This window comes from Ochrobactrum sp. CGA5 (assembly GCF_006345815.1).
Classification (GTDB): domain Bacteria; phylum Pseudomonadota; class Alphaproteobacteria; order Rhizobiales; family Rhizobiaceae; genus Brucella.
On record NZ_VCIG01000005.1, the window covers coordinates 362,361 to 378,264 of the forward strand.

Below are 15,904 nucleotides of genomic sequence, written 5' to 3' on the forward strand. Positions count from 1 at the left end.
TCTATGCGAACTACTGCAGCGTTTCCATCCAATTTGATCGGAATCGTCCCGCTTGTTTGACTTTCGACCGCTTTCTGGTGCAAGTTAGTTCCGTTCTGAACAAAACCCTTTGAAAAAGTCGTGCGAAAACGGAACGTAAGGCGAACTTTAGTCGCCTTTCGTGAGCGCGCATGGCATCATTCGAGTGATTCGCGAACAGTATTTTCCGGCCGATGACGATTAATCTCGACACAGGCCTCCTGAAATTAAGACAGAGAGCTTTTCGGAACAGATGGACGATAGCAACGATCTCTTCTCGAGAGTGGTCAACAATGCCCGAGAACGGGAACAGGGACGACAAGGTGAGAAACCGGGGTCGCCACAGCCCGTTGCACAGCCAGTGGCAGCGCCGTCGCTCTCTGTTCCAAAACCGGCAACGATCAAGGTTCCGCCTGTTTCATCGGCAGGTGACGACTATAACGCTTCATCTATCCGTGTTCTGGAAGGTCTGGAGCCGGTTCGCCTGCGTCCCGGCATGTATATTGGCGGCACGGACGAAAAGGCGCTGCACCACCTCTTCGCCGAGGTCATCGACAACTCGATGGACGAAGCGGTCGCAGGGCACGCCAATTTCATCGAAGTGAGCTTCGATGCCGACGGATTTGTAACGGTCTCGGACAATGGGCGCGGCATTCCTGTGGATGAGCATCCCCAGGTGCCCGGAAAGTCCACGCTCGAAGTCATAATGACCAAACTGCATGCGGGCGGCAAGTTCGACGGCAAGGCTTATGAAACTTCTGGTGGCTTGCATGGCGTCGGCGTTTCGGTGGTGAATGCCCTTTCCGATGTGTTGGAAGTGGAAGTCGCACGCAATCGCCGTCTTTATCGCCAGCGCTTCTCGCGCGGTATTCCACAAGGCGGACTGGAAGAGCTCGGTGAAGTGCACAATCGTCGCGGCACCCGCGTTCGCTTCCATCCAGACCCTGATATTTTCGGTAAGACGGCACAGTTTGATCCGCATCGTCTCTACCGCATGGCACGGTCCAAAGCCTATCTGTTCGGCGGCGTTGAAATTCGCTGGAACTGCGATCCTGCCCTCCTCGACCCCAAGAAAGAAACACCTGAAAAGGCCGTATTCCACTTCCCTGGTGGTTTGAAGGACTATCTAGAGGCATCGCTTGGCAAGGAACATCAGGTCACACGTGAGGTTTTCGCAGGAAAGACAGAAAAGCAAGGTGGCCACGGGGCCGTCGAATGGGCCGTTTCGTGGTTTGGTGGGGACGGGTTTGTCCACTCCTACTGCAACACCATCCCGACCGGTGACGGTGGTACGCATGAAGCGGGTTTGCGTATTGCTCTGACGCGCGGACTGAAAGCCTATGCGGAACTGACCAACAACAAGCGCGCTTCGATCATAACCACTGATGACGTGATGGTATCGGCTGCAGGAATGCTATCGGTGTTCATCCGTGAGCCGGAATTTGTAGGCCAAACCAAGGACAAACTTGCCACTGTCGAAGCGCAGCGCATCGTTGAGAATGCTATCCGTGATCCATTCGATCACTGGCTTACCGCATCTCCACAGGAAGCGTCCCGCCTTCTGGACTGGGTTATCGACCGTGCAGACGAGCGCTTGCGTCGCCGTCAGGAAAAGGAAACCGTCCGCAAAAGCGCAACACGCAAGCTGCGCCTGCCTGGCAAGCTTGCTGATTGCACGCAGAACGCAGCAGCCGGGGCGGAACTGTTCATCGTCGAAGGTGACTCGGCAGGTGGTTCAGCCAAACAGGCACGAAACCGTGCCAATCAGGCCATCTTGCCATTGCGCGGCAAGATTTTGAACGTTGCCAGCGCCGGACGCGAAAAACTGACGGCAAACCAGCAGATTGCCGATTTGGTTCAGGCGCTGGGCTGCGGTACGCGCAAGAACTATCGGGAAGACGATTTGCGCTACGACCGCGTTATTGTCATGACCGATGCGGACGTCGACGGTGCGCATATTGCGTCGTTGCTCATCACATTCTTCTATCAGGAAATGCCGGATTTAATTCGTAACGGTCATCTTTATCTGGCAGTGCCACCACTTTTCCGCTTGAGCCAGGGCGGAAAAGTCGCCTATGCGCGTGACGAAGCCCATAAGGACGAGCTTCTGCGCACCGTATTCACTGGGCGTGGTAAAGTGGAGATCGGTCGTTTCAAAGGCCTTGGCGAGATGCGCGCCGAACAGCTCAAGGAGACTACCATGGACCCGAAGAAGCGCACGCTTCTGCGTGTTCAGGTGGACGAAGAGTATGTCGATGAAACCCGCAACACCGTCGATGAACTGATGGGCACCAAGCCGGAAGCACGTTTCCGGTTTATCCAGGACCGTGCAGCTTTTGTCGAAGAGCTGGATATTTAGACCGTCTCTGATGAAACACGAAATCCTTTCAAAAATACAGAGTACATGAACGGCAATTTGCAAGCGCGATGCCGTTCATGTACATTATTAATGAAGCCAATCAAGCTATTGGCAAAACAAAGCTTCAGGCTTTCACATCGATCCCGAGCTTGGCTTCAATCTCGTCAATCGATTCCTTGACAAAGAACGTCTGATCGGTGCTCAACGTCACAATGCGTGTGCCCGTTCCATAGGTGTTATAGGAAAGAACGTGATTGAAATTCACGGCAAGCTTTTCGCCGTTCACTTCTGTTAGCATGATCCACATCGCTTGCCCTCCTCATGATTTCATATCTCTAAGGAAGGATAGGCGCGATGGACTATTCGGCAACGGTCGCGCTAAGATGAACCGTCAAAGCTCGGTGCGCATACGGACTTTCTCGACGGTTCTTCCAAAACTCTCCGACCATTCGTATCCCTGCCAGTCGATCTGGAAACCAGCTTTTATATAAAGGTTGATCGCAGGAAGATTATCCGCATGTGTGCCGATCAGCGCTTCAACAAAACCATCGAGCAGTATCTGGGCCATCACTGCACCAAGGAGTTGCCCGCCAATTCCCTGCCCGTGAAAGAGTGGATCGATCCATAAATCGGAAATGTAATTGGTTCGGGGGACTCGGGCGCTCCAGCCAGCCACAGCTCCCGCCTTTTCGGCAACCAGGACGCCGTCTGCATTCCCTTGGAGATCGCGCTGAAACTTGGCTTCCAGCGCCTTTTGTCTAGCGGCATTTAGTTCAATATCGCGCGCAGCTATCCGCCATGCTCTAACCGCTAATGCGGCCATATAAACAAATTCGCCGGGGAGAACCCGGCGAATAAGAAGATCGGCTTTTACCACCACTTTGCCGGAGTAAACCTTCCGGCGGCCTGTTCGATAGCGTGGGCTGCCTGAAACAGTGTCTCTTCCTCGAACGGGCGTCCGATCAACTGAAGGCCAAGCGGCAAGCCTCTGTCATTAATGCCAGCAGGCACGGCAATGCCCGGCAAGCCCGCCATGTTGACCGTTACCGTGAAGATGTCATTGAGGTACATCTTGACCGGATCATTGGCGAGCTCCTCATCGGCGAGACCAAAAGCAGCCGATGGCGTTGCTGGCGTCAGGATCGCGTGTACGCCCAAGGCGAATGCGTCTTCAAAATCCTTCTTGATCAGCGTACGCACCTTCTGTGCACGCAGATAATAGGCGTCGTAATAGCCTGCCGACAGAACATAGGTGCCGATCATGATGCGGCGCTTGACTTCCTTGCCGAAACCAGCCGCGCGGGTCTGCTCGTACATATCGGCAATGTCCTTGCCAGGTACACGCAGACCGTAACGCACGCCATCATAACGGGCGAGATTTGAAGAAGCTTCTGCCGGCGCCACAATATAATAAGCGGGCAGCGCATACTTCGTGTGTGGCAGCGAAATATCGACAATCTCAGCGCCGGCATCCTTCAGATATTGGATACCCTTCTGCCAAAGCCCCTCAATTTCGTCCGGCATACCATCAACGCGATATTCCTTCGGAATGCCTATTTTCATGCCTTTGAGCGACCTGCCGATAGCAGCCTCGTAATCCGGGACAGGCAGATCGACCGATGTCGTATCCTTGAGATCAAGCGAAGCCATTGATTTCAACAGGATTGCGGCGTCACGCACGTCGCGGGCAATCGGCCCAGCCTGATCAAGTGATGAAGCGAATGCAACCGTTCCCCAGCGCGATACACGACCGTAGGTCGGCTTAATGCCAACAGTGCCAGTGAACGCCGCTGGCTGACGGATCGAGCCGCCAGTATCAGTTGCAGTGGCACCGGCGCAAAGCTGCGCGGCAACAGCGGCGGCCGAACCGCCCGACGAACCGCCAGGCACCAAATCAGCGTTGGAGCCATTAGCACGCCATGGATTTTTGACCGAACCGTAATATGAGGTTTCGTTGGATGACCCCATCGCAAACTCATCCATGTTGAGCTTGCCGAGCATAACCGCCCCATCAGCCCACAAATTGGCCGTGACGGTCGATTCATATTCTGGCTTGAAACCATCCAAAATATGGGAGCAGGCCTGCGTATGTACGCCCTTGGTCGCAAAAAGATCCTTCACGCCAAGCGGAATGCCTTCCAGTGCGCCTGCTTCACCCTTGGCGATACGCTCATCCGAAACCTTGGCCATCGAACGCGCTTGATCGTGAGTCACTTTCACATAAGCGTTGATGGTTTCATTCGCGGAGTCGATAGCGGAAAGATAGGCGTCGGTGAGTTCAGTCGCGGTGATGGCTTTGGCCCTCAGCTTGTCGCGCGCCTCGGCAATGGTCAGTGCGGTCAGTTCGCTCATCGTCAAATCCTGTCAATGCGTCTCAACGAGACGCTTTTCAAAAAAGGCGCTGTATTCGGATTCCGGGTAGTCCAGAACCACACCGCAGCGCGTAAAACCTGAATTCTCATAAAGCCGCCATGCAGCTTCAAAACCAGGCCCCGTGCCGGTTTCGAGTACAAGACGGGAGATGCCCTTGGTCCTTGCCTCATCAACAATCGCATCCACCAGAACAGAACCAACGCGCTTTCCGCGTACTTCCGGAAGAGTGAACATGCGCTTCACTTCGCCGACGCCATCATCGTGCAGCTTCAAGGCACCGCAGCCGACGGCCTCGCCATCTTCATCGCGCGCCACGAAAACCACCATGTCTGGCCCAGCCATCTGCTCCACTGTCATTTTGAACTGGAACTCCGGTGGCGACAACGGCAGAAGATGCGCATTCAGGTCTTCGACCAATGCACGCACATCGTCCTGCAAGGGGGTCTCAATCGAAACCCGAACGGCCATGATCTACTCCACGACCTTGGGTACGACAAAGAAATTGTCTTCGGTAACGGGCGCGTTGGCGACCACTGCGGCAGCAATACCGCCGTCCGTTACCTCATCCTGGCGCATGCGCATTTTCATCGGCGTAACGGAAGTCATAGGCTCAATACCATCAACATTGACTTCATTCAGTTGCTCGACAAAGCCCAGAATAGCATTGAGTTCGCCAGTCATGCGTTCGGCATCGTCATCACTTACGGCAATTCGCGCCAGATGCGCGACGCGCTTGACGGTAGAAATATCGACGGACATCCTGTTCTCCGCAAATGCTAGATTGGGCGGCGAACCGCCACCCTAAAGAGTTTTCCTACCGGCTATAACGGCGCGATTGTTGAAGCGCAACATTTCTTGCGCTCAAGAGCCCTCTAGAAATTGTGAACCGTCCCTGCCGGGGCCACCAGGACTTTGGTTTCCCGGTGATCGGCCATTCCAGCCACGAACTTGTCCGCCGTCTGGTCGATGATCGGAAACGAAGCGTAATGGCATGGCAGCACAGTTTTGAAGTTGAAATAGCGTTGGCAGGCAAGAGCGGCGACCGCGCCTCCCATCGTGAAGCGATCGCCGATGGGAACGATGCCAATCTCAGGTCGATGAAGCTCATTGATAAGCCCCATGTCAGAGAAGATATCCGTGTCACCCATGTGATAGAGCGTTGGTGCATCCTCGAAATGGAATATCAGGCCATTCGGATTGCCAAGTGCCTGCGAAACACCGTTCTCCGTCAGCATTGCCGAGGAGTGGAGTGCATTGACGAAGGTAACAGTGAACCCATCATGCGCCAACGTGCCACCCGTATTGCCGGGATCGAGCTTTTCCACGCCCTGACTACCAAGCCAGCTCGCGAGATCGGCATTGGCAACGACTGTCGCGCCATGCTCCTTGGCGATCGCCACTGTATCACCAACATGGACGCCATGACCGTGGGTGAGCGCAATATGGGTTACGCCCTTGGTCGCTTGCTTGAAATCGACGCCTTTAGCACCGGGATTTCCGTTCAGAAACGGATCGATGAGAATAACGGCCTTTGCCGTTTCAACGCGGAAAGCGGCATGGCCAAGCCAGGTAAGTTTCATCAAGTCTCTCCTCAATCTCTGTTTCTGTCTCGATTTCCGGTTTGCGAACAGATATGACGCCGATAAAGTCGAAGGCAATATGAAACCACTTCAAAATCCGATGAGGACCAATGGCTGTCGTTGAAATCGAGGAAATTCCGGCGCTGCTCCAGCCCGGGCAGACGATTGCCGGACTGGACCTGGGAACCAAGACCATCGGCCTCGCGGTGTCGGATCTTGGTCTTTCCTTTGCGCATCCGCGCCCTGTTATCAAAAGGGCGAAATTTTCCCTCGACGCACAGGTGCTTCTGAAGGCGCTTGATGGGGACAAAGTCGGCGTTATAGTTATCGGTTTACCTATGAACATGGACGGAACATCTGGTCCCCGCGTTCAGGCTACGCGGGCATTTGTTCGCACCATGCAGCCTTTGACTGACCTGCCCTTCGTTTTCTGGGATGAGCGCCTGTCCACTGTCGCTGCTGAACGGGCGTTGATCGGCATGGATGTCTCACGCGGCAAACGGGCAGAACGTATCGATTCGGCTGCGGCATCCTTCATTCTTCAAGGTGCGCTCGACCGCCTGCGTAGCATCAGGCAGTCGGCACCCGACGACTACGACGCCGGATAAAGCTGATCGAGAATCCGCTCGGCATTATGGCGAGCATCCAGCATGCCATAGGTCGAACGCCACTGGCCCCCAAGACGAGTCTCGATGAACGCATCAGCCACGTCGTCCGCCCCGAGCTGGCGCAATTCTGCCGCTGCTGCCGCATAGGCTAACTGCTCTGTCAGGAGGCGTGCAACGCCCGGATCGGTTTCGGTGAGTTGCAATGCAGCACGCAGCACATCGAGTGTACCCTGTCCGCGCGGACCAAGTTGCCCGCCGATCCACTCCAGCACCTCATCGAAAAGCCCCGGAGCGCGTGAAAGCACGCGCGCCACATCCAGCGCCATAACATTGCCTGATCCTTCCCAGATCGCATTGACCGGCGCTTCGCGGTAGGCACGCGCAAGATTGCCGTCTTCGATGTAACCGTTGCCGCCAAGACACTCCATTGCTTCATAGAGTAATGCAGGTGCGATCTTGCAAACCCAGTACTTCACCACCGGCGTCATGCAGCGGGCAAAAGCAGCCTCGGCACGATCGCTTGCAGCCATATCGAAAGCACGTGCCAGCCGCATGGAAAGCGCAGTCGCACCTGCAACATCGAGCGCCATGTCGGCAAGAACGCGCTGCATCAATGGCTGCTCGACAAGAGCCTTGCCGAATACCTGACGATGACGGCTGTGATGCACGGCTTCGGCTAGGCCTGAACGCATTAGTCCGGCCGATGCTACAGCGCAATCGAGCCGTGTCAGAGTGACCATATCCATGATCGTTTTGACGCCCTCACCAGGGTTTCCGATCAGATGGCCAATCGCACCGTCGAATTCAACTTCCGACGACGCATTAGACTTGTTGCCGAGCTTGTCTTTGAGGCGTTGGAAAAAGAACCCGTTCCCGCTCCCCTGCGAAGTGAGACGCGGCAGCAGAATGCAGGAAAGACCGTCTTCGGCCTGCGCAAGCGTCAGAAAAGCATCTGACATCGGAGCGGACATAAACCACTTGTGACCGGTAATAGTATAGGTTCCATCGTCATTTCGTGTCGCGCGCGTCGTATTGGCGCGCACATCAGTTCCACCCTGTTTTTCGGTCATGCCCATGCCAAGTGTGATGCCCTGCTTGGCAAAAGCCGGTTTCTGCGAAAAATCGTACTTCCGCGTAAGGATGATCGGCGACCATTCCTTATAGACTTCTGGCGACGCCATAATCGCGGCTAGCGAAGCGCTTGTCATGGTGAGCGGGCAGAGATGCCCCGCCTCAAGCTGCGCAGTCAGAAAAAAGCGCGATGCACGTGCCTGATGACGACGGCCGCTTTCGAGTGGGGTACCTTCCCAGATGGAGCAATGCAGGCCCGCAGCAATGGAACGGCGCATGAGCGCATGATAGGCTGGATGATATTCGACAAGGTCGATACGGTTGCCCTGCCGGTCATGCGTACGTAGTTTCGGCAGTTCGGTATTGGCGAGACGCGCAAGGTCGTGTGCTTCAGCCGACAATACAAAACGGCCCGTATGTTCCAGATCGGCATGCAGCTCCTTCGGAAAATGCGCCGCAATCTGCATAAGAAGCGGATCGCTCAAATAGGCATTGTTGCCCGTCATGGGCGGTGTCTGGTTGGTAACATCGTGCGTTTTCAAAAGCTCATTCCGTATTGTGCGATTCAACTTAATTTATGTTTCTTGCACTTCATTTGCTAAGATTTTGCCATCCTGAACTCGATTTGTCGTCAGGACTGCATCGGTTTTTCTTGGTGAATCGCCCGAAGCCATTATAAGGACGGTTGCGAGACCTGCCTCAAGGTCCTATACGGATGACTTGCCATGACAAATCAAACGGTCCCTCCGCTTTTCCCTCACCGCCACCTGCTGGGCATCAAGGGGCTTTCGCCCCTGGACATTCTTTGCCTTCTTGATCTCGCCGATCAGGAAATCGCTGTTTCAAGACAGCCGGAGAAGAAAAAGTCCGTGCTACGTGGTCGCACGCAAATAAATCTTTTCTTCGAAGCATCGACGCGAACCCAATCGTCGTTCGAGCTGGCCGGAAAACGGCTTGGCGCCGACGTCATGAATATGTCGGTCGGTAACTCATCGGTCAAGAAAGGCGAAACGCTCATCGATACGGCGATGACGCTGAATGCCATGCAACCGGATATATTGGTCATCCGTCATGCTTCGGCAGGCGCCGCTGCCCTCCTCGCACAGAAAGTCGGCTGTTCGGTGGTCAATGCCGGTGACGGTGCGCACGAACATCCCACCCAGGCACTTCTCGATGCGCTAACCATCCGCCGCGCCAAAGGTCAGATCGAGAACCTGATCGTGGCCATTTGTGGCGATGTACTGCATTCCCGTGTGGCACGCTCCAACATTCTTCTTCTCAACGCGCTCGGCGCGCGGGTACGTGTCGTCGCGCCGTCAACACTACTGCCTTCCGGCATAGCCGACATGAGCGTCGAAGTCTTCAATTCAATGGAAGAGGGCTTGAAAGATGCTGATGTCGTCATGATGCTGCGCCTTCAGCGAGAACGTATGGCTGGGTCTTTCGTGCCGTCGGTACGCGAATATTTCCGCTTCTACGGCCTCGACAAGCAGAAGCTGAGAGTCGCCAAGCCAGACGCTCTCGTTATGCATCCGGGGCCAATGAATCGCGGCGTCGAGATCGCATCCGACGTAGCCGACGGGCCGCAGAGCGTGATCCAGCAACAGGTGGAAATGGGAGTTGCAGTGCGCATGGCCGTGATGGAAGCCCTACTCGATCCGCGCCGTAACCCTAGCAACGGAGAAGCAGCATGAGCGCGATCCTGTTTGAAAACGCGCGCATCATTGATCCGTCTCGCGGCCTTGATGAGATTGGCAGTGTGCTGATCAGCGATGATAAGATTGTTGCCGCCGGAGCGGATGTTCGCAATCAGGGCGCACCGGAAGGGGCGCAAACCATCGATCTGGATGGCAAAGCAGTGTTGCCCGGTCTCGTGGATGCACGCGTCTTTGTCGGTGAACCTGGTGCTGAGCATAGAGAAACCATTGCTTCGGCAAGCCGCGCGGCGGCCGCTGGCGGTGTAACTTCCATCATTATGATGCCCGACACTGATCCGGTCATCGACGATGTAGCTCTGGTCGAGTTCGTCAAACGCACGGCGCGTGACACCGCTGTCGTCAATGTGCACCCAGCAGCGGCCATCACCAAAGGCCTACATGGCGAGGAAATGACCGAAATCGGACTTCTGCGGGATGCTGGTGCAGTCGCCTTTACGGAAGGAAGACAGACAATCGCCAATACGCAGCTCATGCGGCGCGCGTTGACCTATGCCCGCGATTTCGATGCAGTCATCGCCTGCGAAACACGCGATCCCTATCTTGGTGCAACCGGAGTAATGAACGAAGGCCTGTTTGCAAGCTGGCTTGGTCTTTCAGGCAGTCCGCGTGAAGCCGAGGTGATCCCGCTGGAACGAGATCTTCGTCTCGCGGCGCTGACGAAAAGCAATTATCACGCCGCACAGCTTTCCTGCGAAATGTCGGCGGAAGCAGTACGCCGCTCCAAGGACCTCGGCGCCAAGGTGACGGCGGGTGTATCGATCAATCATTTGTCACTCAATGAAAACGACATTGGAGAATTCCGCACCTTCTTCCGTCTGTCTCCGCCGTTGCGTAGCGAGCAGGACCGCCTTGCTATGGTTGAAGCCCTAAAAAACGGCACTATTGATATCGTCGTTTCCGCTCACGACCCGCAGGATGTTGACACCAAGCGCCTACCCTTCTCGGACGCTGAAGCCGGTGCCATCGGTCTTGAAACATTGCTGGGTGCCGCACTTCGTCTCTATCATAATGACAGCATTCCGCTATTGCGGCTGGTTGAAGTACTTTCGACAGCTCCGGCACGTATTTTCGGCCTTGATGCCGGTACGCTTAAACCAGGTGCCAAGGCAGATATCGCAATTGTCGATCTGGACGAGCCCTGGATCGTGCGTGAAGAAAATCTGCACTCACTTTCCAAAAACAGTTGCTTCGAAAGTGCGCGTCTTCAGGGTCGCGTCGTCAACACCTTAGTAGCTGGCAAGACAGTTTACTCAGCTTGAAAAACACCGCATAACCCGGAACAATCATACAAAGGTTCCGGACAGGCGGAATCGAGAAACAAGGGGACATTCATGGCCGAAACCGGGTTCCTTAGCTTGGCGCTCATAGGAGCGCTCGTCTTCGGCTATTTTCTTGGCTCTATTCCGTTTGGTTTGATACTAACCCGGTGCGCTGGGCTGGGCGATGTTCGCTCCATCGGTTCGGGCAACATCGGCGCAACGAATGTGCTGCGCACCGGTAACAAGAAGCTTGCTGCGGCAACGCTGATTTTTGACATGCTCAAAGGCACTGTCGCCGTTCTTGTCGCTTCACGCTATGGGACGGATGCTGCCATTGGCGCTGGCTTCGGTGCTTTCATTGGCCACCTCTTTCCGGTATGGATCGGCTTCAAGGGCGGCAAGGGCGTCGCTACCTATCTTGGCGTTCTCATCGGTCTTGCGTGGCCCGGTGCGCTGGTCTTCGCTGCCGTCTGGATCGTAACGGCACTCCTGACTCGCTATTCTTCCCTCGCAGCACTCATCGCCAGCATCGTTGTTCCCATCGCGCTTTATTCGAGGGGCTATGCCGCAATTGCAATCCTCTTTGTGATCATGACGGTCATCGTTATCGTTAAACACAAGGCCAATATTTCGCGCCTCTTGAACGGAACCGAAAGCAAGATTGGAGCCAAGAGATGAAGGAAAGCGCGAATTCGAAAACTGGAATTCGCCTCTCTGATCGCCAACGGCTCAATTGGCTGCGCCTCATCCGTACTGACAATATCGGTCCTGTCACGTTTCGCGACCTGATTCTGTTTTGCGGCTCCGCCTCAAGCGCGATAGAAATGCTGCCTGATCTCAACATCAGGGGCGGTAGTAGCCGCCCGATCCGCATCTCGTCCATGGACGATGCCGAACGCGAACTTGAAGCCATTGAGCGTGCCGGTGCCCACCTGGTTGGTATGGGCGAGCCGGATTATCCTCAGCAGCTTAAAAACTGCGAAGCCCCACCTCCTTTGGTTATAATTAAGGGAAACACAGCTGTTTTCAGTAAGCCGCCCGTTGCCATTGTGGGTTCGCGCAATGCTTCGGTGATTGGTGCGCGTTTTACGGAGCGCTTGGCACAGGACCTGGGCGAATCTGGATTTGCAGTTGTCTCTGGGCTTGCCCGCGGCATTGATGCCGCAGCGCACCGTGCAAGCCTGAAAACAGGCACCGTAGCAGTACTCGCAGGCGGACTTGACCGCCCCTATCCATCGGAAAATCTCCCTCTTTATCGCGACATACCGGAACAGGGCGGCGCACTTATAAGCGAAATGCCGATGGGCGCAGAGCCACGCTCGCGTGATTTTCCGCGCCGCAATCGGATCATTGCAGGCTTGTCGCTGGGGCTGATCGTCGTCGAGGCAGCCGAGCGTTCCGGCTCGCTTATCAGTGCGCGCATGGCCGGGGACATGGGACGCAACGTATTCGCCGTTCCAGGCTCACCGCTTGACCCTCGTGCGCGCGGCACGAACCTCCTTCTGAAACAAGGTGCGACACTGGTTACCGAAGCAAACGACGTAATCGAAGCACTCCGGCCTCTAGTTGGTTCAAGCGCCTATCAGGTGGATATCCCAACGCAACCCGATCTTCTAACTCCAGCTTTGGAGGAACCGGAATCGTTGCAGCCAATCGCCACGGAAAAGCAAAGGGACATTATCATCAATGCGCTCGGTCCTGTGCCGACGGACATCGACACGCTGGTTCGTCACACAGGTATGGATACCGGAGCCATCCATCTCATTTTGCTGGAACTGGACCTGGCCGGACGGCTACATCGATATCCAGGTAATCAGGTCGCTCTGGCCCCCCAAGAATAGTCATACTAAGTGTTGGGTACATTCTGAAGGGCTTCTCGGGCCTCGACATGTGCCATCTCAATCATATACGCCAGCAACACACAATCCGTACTTCTCGCCATCAGATTAAGCTGCTCGAGCATCTGCTCAATATATGTTATTGTCTCCAAGCGAGTCGCTTGTTTCAAACTCTCACCGTCCTCCATCTCTGGAAAACTTCCCGTATCGTCCATAACTATCTCCTCGTGAGATAAACTGATTTCTCTGTATCTTATGCTACTATTGGTTTCATACAACTTAACAGCAATCCTGGGTTGTATTTCGTTATTTTTGTCGTCCTGCTCTTGACCAAACGCTGCCTGCTGTTCATGTGATGGCAACGAATTACTCGCGGAGAGGAGATATTTTTCTCCATGGGGCGCGAACCTGGGCTGCTTTAAATGAACGTCGTCGTTGTCGAATCGCCTGCCAAGGCTAAAACCATCAATAAGTATCTGGGCTCGAACTATAAGGTTCTGGCCTCATTTGGTCATGTGCGAGACCTGCCAGCCAAAGATGGCTCGGTTCGCCCTGATGAAGACTTTGCGATGTCGTGGGAGGTGGATAGCAACTCCTCCAAACGTCTTGCCGATATTGTCAAAGCGCTAAAAGACAGCGATGGCATCATTCTCGCAACTGACCCGGATCGCGAGGGTGAAGCCATTTCATGGCATGTACTTGAAGTGCTCAATCAGAAAAAGGCGCTCAAGGGAAAGACGGTCAAGCGTGTGGCTTTCAATGCCATAACCAAGAAGGCTGTTCTGGATGCCATTGCCAATCCGCGTGACATCGATGAACCATTGGTCGATGCTTATCTGGCGCGTCGTGCGTTGGACTATCTCGTCGGCTTCACGCTCTCTCCTGTTCTATGGCGCAAACTGCCAGGTGCCCGTTCTGCTGGTCGCGTTCAATCTGTGGCGCTTCGTCTCGTGGCGGATCGCGAGGCCGAGATCGAACGGTTCATCCGTGAAGAATACTGGAACATTGCCGCGCTGTTGAAGACACCACGCAGTGACAGTTTCACCGCTCGCCTCACTGCGATTGACGGCAAGAAGCTCGGCAAGCTCGACATCAAGAACAGCGAACAGGCAACCGCTATTCGCACCATGCTGGAAGGCGCAAGCTTCAAGGCGCTTTCGGTCGAAGCAAAGCCGACCAAGCGCAATCCGGGACCGCCTTTCACCACATCAACCTTGCAGCAGGCTGCATCCGGCCAACTTGGTTTCTCTGCCTCGCGCACCATGCAGGTAGCGCAGCGGCTTTATGAGGGTGTCGATATTGGTGGCGAGACTGCAGGTCTGATCACCTATATGCGTACTGATGGCGTGCAGATGGCTCCAGAAGCGATCAATGCAGCCCGCGACGCTATCGGCAAAAGCTTTGGCGCAAAATATGTGCCGGAAAAGCCGCGTTATTATTCCAGCAAAGCCAAGAACGCACAGGAAGCGCACGAAGCCATCCGCCCGACCGATTTCTCGCGTCACCCGAAGGACGTGCGCCGCTACCTCGATGACGATCAGGCGCGTCTCTACGAGCTGATCTGGAAGCGCGCCATTGCAAGCCAGATGCAAGCTGCGGATATCGAACGCACCACCGTTGACATTGAAGCGATCAACGGCTCGCGCTCCGCTTTGCTGCGTGCCAATGGTTCGGTCACGAAATTCGATGGCTTCCTCGCCGCCTATATGGATCATCGCGAAGAAGAAGACGACGATGAGGATAGTGCAAAACTGCCGGAAATTCGTTCTGGTGAGGCCTTAGCGCGCGAGAAGATCGATGCGACCCAGCATTCGACTGAACCACCACCTCGCTATTCGGAAGCTTCGCTTATCAAGAAGATGGAAGAACTCGGCATAGGCCGTCCTTCGACCTATGCCGCGACGCTGGCCACCTTGCGCGATCGCGAGTACATCACGATAGACAAGCGCAAGCTCATTCCTGAACCCAAGGGTCGTCTGGTTACAGCCTTTCTCGAAAACTTCTTCGAGCGTTATGTGGAATATGATTTCACCGCAGATCTTGAGGAAAAGCTTGATCTTATTTCAGACGGCAAGCTTTCCTGGAAAGATGTTCTGCGCGATTTTTGGCGCGACTTCTCCGGTAATGTCGACGACATAAAGGAACTCCGCGTCACCAATGTTCTCGACGCACTGAACGAAGAACTCGCTCCACTGGTTTTCCCGGCACGTGAAGACGGCAGTGATCCGCGTTCGTGCCCGACTTGCGGCATAGGAACGCTTTCGTTAAAGCTTGGAAAATACGGCGCATTCGTCGGCTGTTCCAACTATCCAGAATGCAAGTATACGCGCCAGCTCGGCGGTGATGGCAAAGGTGATTCCGCTGCGGCAGACGAACCAAAGTCTTTCGGAAAAGACCCATTCACCGGTGAAGAAATCACCGCACGAACCGGTCGTTTCGGTCCCTATGTTCAACGCGGCGAAGGCAAGGAAGCAAAGCGCGCCAGCCTCCCGAAAGGTTGGACCATCGATACGCTCGACCACGAGAAGGCCGTCGCGCTTTTGTCTCTGCCGCGTGACATCGGTCAGCATCCAGAAACGGGTAAGATGATCTCCGCCGGCATCGGTCGCTATGGGCCCTATGTCAGCCATGACGGGACATTCGCCAATCTGGAGAATGCCGAAGAAGTCTTTTCCGTTGGCCTTAATCGCGCCGTGTCCGTTCTGGCCGACAAACAGTCGAAGGGCGGCGGTCGTGGCCGCTCCACACCGGCTGCTTTGGCGACGCTTGGCGACCATCCCGAAGGCGGTTCAATCACTGTTCGCGACGGTCGCTATGGGCCTTATGTCAACTGGGGCAAGGTCAACGCCACTTTGCCGAAGGGCAAGGACCCGGCAAGCATCACCCTGGAAGAAGCACTGCAGCTGATTACAGAAAAGGCTGGTTCTTCCAAGAGCAAGAAAGCCCCTGCCCGCAAGGCTCCGGCCAGCACGGAAAAGAAAGCTGCTGCAAAGAAGCCTGCGGCAAAAAAGGCACCAGCAAAGGCCAAGTCGACAGCCAAGCCGAAAGCCAAATCCAAGGCCGGGGCGGTAGAGGAGTAG

Annotated in this window: 15 protein-coding genes; 7 read left to right on the forward strand and 8 right to left on the reverse strand. The window is 55.1% G+C overall.

Annotation, left to right across the window (positions count from 1 at the left end):
- The first annotated feature begins 271 nt into the window (after positions 1–271).
- Positions 272–2,377, forward strand: a complete 2,106-nt coding sequence (gene parE, locus FJQ48_RS06385) for a DNA topoisomerase IV subunit B (RefSeq protein ID WP_139974349.1) — start codon at positions 272–274, stop codon at positions 2,375–2,377.
- Positions 2,378–2,501: 124 nt separating this feature from the next.
- Here the strand turns inward: parE and FJQ48_RS06390 are convergent, their stop codons facing one another.
- From FJQ48_RS06390 to FJQ48_RS06415, 6 genes are all read right to left on the reverse strand, one after another.
- Positions 2,502–2,684 (reverse strand): flagellar FlbD family protein, encoded by a 183-nt coding sequence (locus FJQ48_RS06390; protein WP_139974350.1) that lies wholly within the window; start codon positions 2,682–2,684, stop codon positions 2,502–2,504.
- An 84-nt stretch (positions 2,685–2,768) separates the two neighbouring features.
- Complete coding sequence (locus FJQ48_RS06395; RefSeq protein ID WP_180350139.1) at positions 2,769–3,200, reverse strand: GNAT family N-acetyltransferase; 432 nt, start codon at positions 3,198–3,200, stop codon at positions 2,769–2,771.
- Between the two features lie 47 nt (positions 3,201–3,247).
- Positions 3,248–4,729, reverse strand: a complete 1,482-nt coding sequence (gatA, locus tag FJQ48_RS06400; protein WP_139974352.1) for an Asp-tRNA(Asn)/Glu-tRNA(Gln) amidotransferase subunit GatA — start codon at positions 4,727–4,729, stop codon at positions 3,248–3,250.
- Between the two features lie 12 nt (positions 4,730–4,741).
- Positions 4,742–5,218 carry a GNAT family N-acetyltransferase gene (locus FJQ48_RS06405; protein ID WP_139974353.1) on the reverse strand — a complete coding sequence of 159 codons (477 nt, stop codon included), beginning with the start codon at positions 5,216–5,218 and terminating at the stop codon, positions 4,742–4,744.
- A 3-nt stretch (positions 5,219–5,221) separates the two neighbouring features.
- Positions 5,222–5,509 (reverse strand): Asp-tRNA(Asn)/Glu-tRNA(Gln) amidotransferase subunit GatC, encoded by a 288-nt coding sequence (gatC, locus tag FJQ48_RS06410; protein WP_139974354.1) that lies wholly within the window; start codon positions 5,507–5,509, stop codon positions 5,222–5,224.
- Between the two features lie 113 nt (positions 5,510–5,622).
- Positions 5,623–6,330, reverse strand: a complete 708-nt coding sequence (locus tag FJQ48_RS06415) for a metal-dependent hydrolase (RefSeq protein ID WP_139974355.1) — start codon at positions 6,328–6,330, stop codon at positions 5,623–5,625.
- A gap of 110 nt (positions 6,331–6,440) precedes the next feature.
- On the opposite strand from FJQ48_RS06415, the gene ruvX reads away from it, so the two are divergent.
- Complete coding sequence (gene ruvX, locus FJQ48_RS06420; RefSeq protein WP_139974356.1) at positions 6,441–6,938, forward strand: Holliday junction resolvase RuvX; 498 nt, start codon at positions 6,441–6,443, stop codon at positions 6,936–6,938.
- Here the strand turns inward: ruvX and FJQ48_RS06425 are convergent.
- Positions 6,923–8,551, reverse strand: coding sequence for an acyl-CoA dehydrogenase family protein (locus FJQ48_RS06425; RefSeq protein WP_139974357.1), 1,629 nt, complete (start codon positions 8,549–8,551; stop codon positions 6,923–6,925). The two genes, ruvX and FJQ48_RS06425, sit on opposite strands and share 16 nt — an antisense overlap.
- A 183-nt stretch (positions 8,552–8,734) precedes the next feature.
- Between FJQ48_RS06425 and FJQ48_RS06430 the strand changes: the two genes are divergently transcribed.
- From FJQ48_RS06430 to dprA, 4 genes are all read left to right on the forward strand, one after another.
- On the forward strand, positions 8,735–9,703 hold the full coding sequence (locus tag FJQ48_RS06430) for an aspartate carbamoyltransferase catalytic subunit (RefSeq protein ID WP_139974358.1): 969 nt from the start codon (positions 8,735–8,737) through the stop codon (positions 9,701–9,703).
- Positions 9,700–10,986, forward strand: a complete 1,287-nt coding sequence (locus FJQ48_RS06435; protein WP_139974359.1) for a dihydroorotase — start codon at positions 9,700–9,702, stop codon at positions 10,984–10,986. Before FJQ48_RS06430 ends, FJQ48_RS06435 begins: the two co-directional genes overlap by 4 nt.
- 72 nt (positions 10,987–11,058) lie before the next feature.
- A complete protein-coding gene (gene plsY, locus FJQ48_RS06440; RefSeq protein ID WP_139974360.1) occupies positions 11,059–11,664 on the forward strand; it encodes a glycerol-3-phosphate 1-O-acyltransferase PlsY in 606 nt (201 codons plus the stop codon).
- Positions 11,661–12,827, forward strand: a complete 1,167-nt coding sequence (gene dprA, locus FJQ48_RS06445; protein ID WP_139974361.1) for a DNA-processing protein DprA — start codon at positions 11,661–11,663, stop codon at positions 12,825–12,827. Before plsY ends, dprA begins: the two co-directional genes overlap by 4 nt.
- A gap of 5 nt (positions 12,828–12,832) precedes the next feature.
- On the opposite strand, the gene FJQ48_RS06450 is transcribed toward dprA, so the two are convergent.
- Positions 12,833–13,039, reverse strand: a complete 207-nt coding sequence (locus FJQ48_RS06450; protein WP_139974362.1) for a hypothetical protein — start codon at positions 13,037–13,039, stop codon at positions 12,833–12,835.
- A gap of 207 nt (positions 13,040–13,246) precedes the next feature.
- Here FJQ48_RS06450 and topA point away from each other — a divergent pair, with 207 nt between their 5' ends.
- Positions 13,247–15,904: a type I DNA topoisomerase gene (topA, locus tag FJQ48_RS06455; RefSeq protein WP_139974363.1), complete on the forward strand. Its 2,658-nt coding sequence runs from the start codon at positions 13,247–13,249 to the stop codon at positions 15,902–15,904.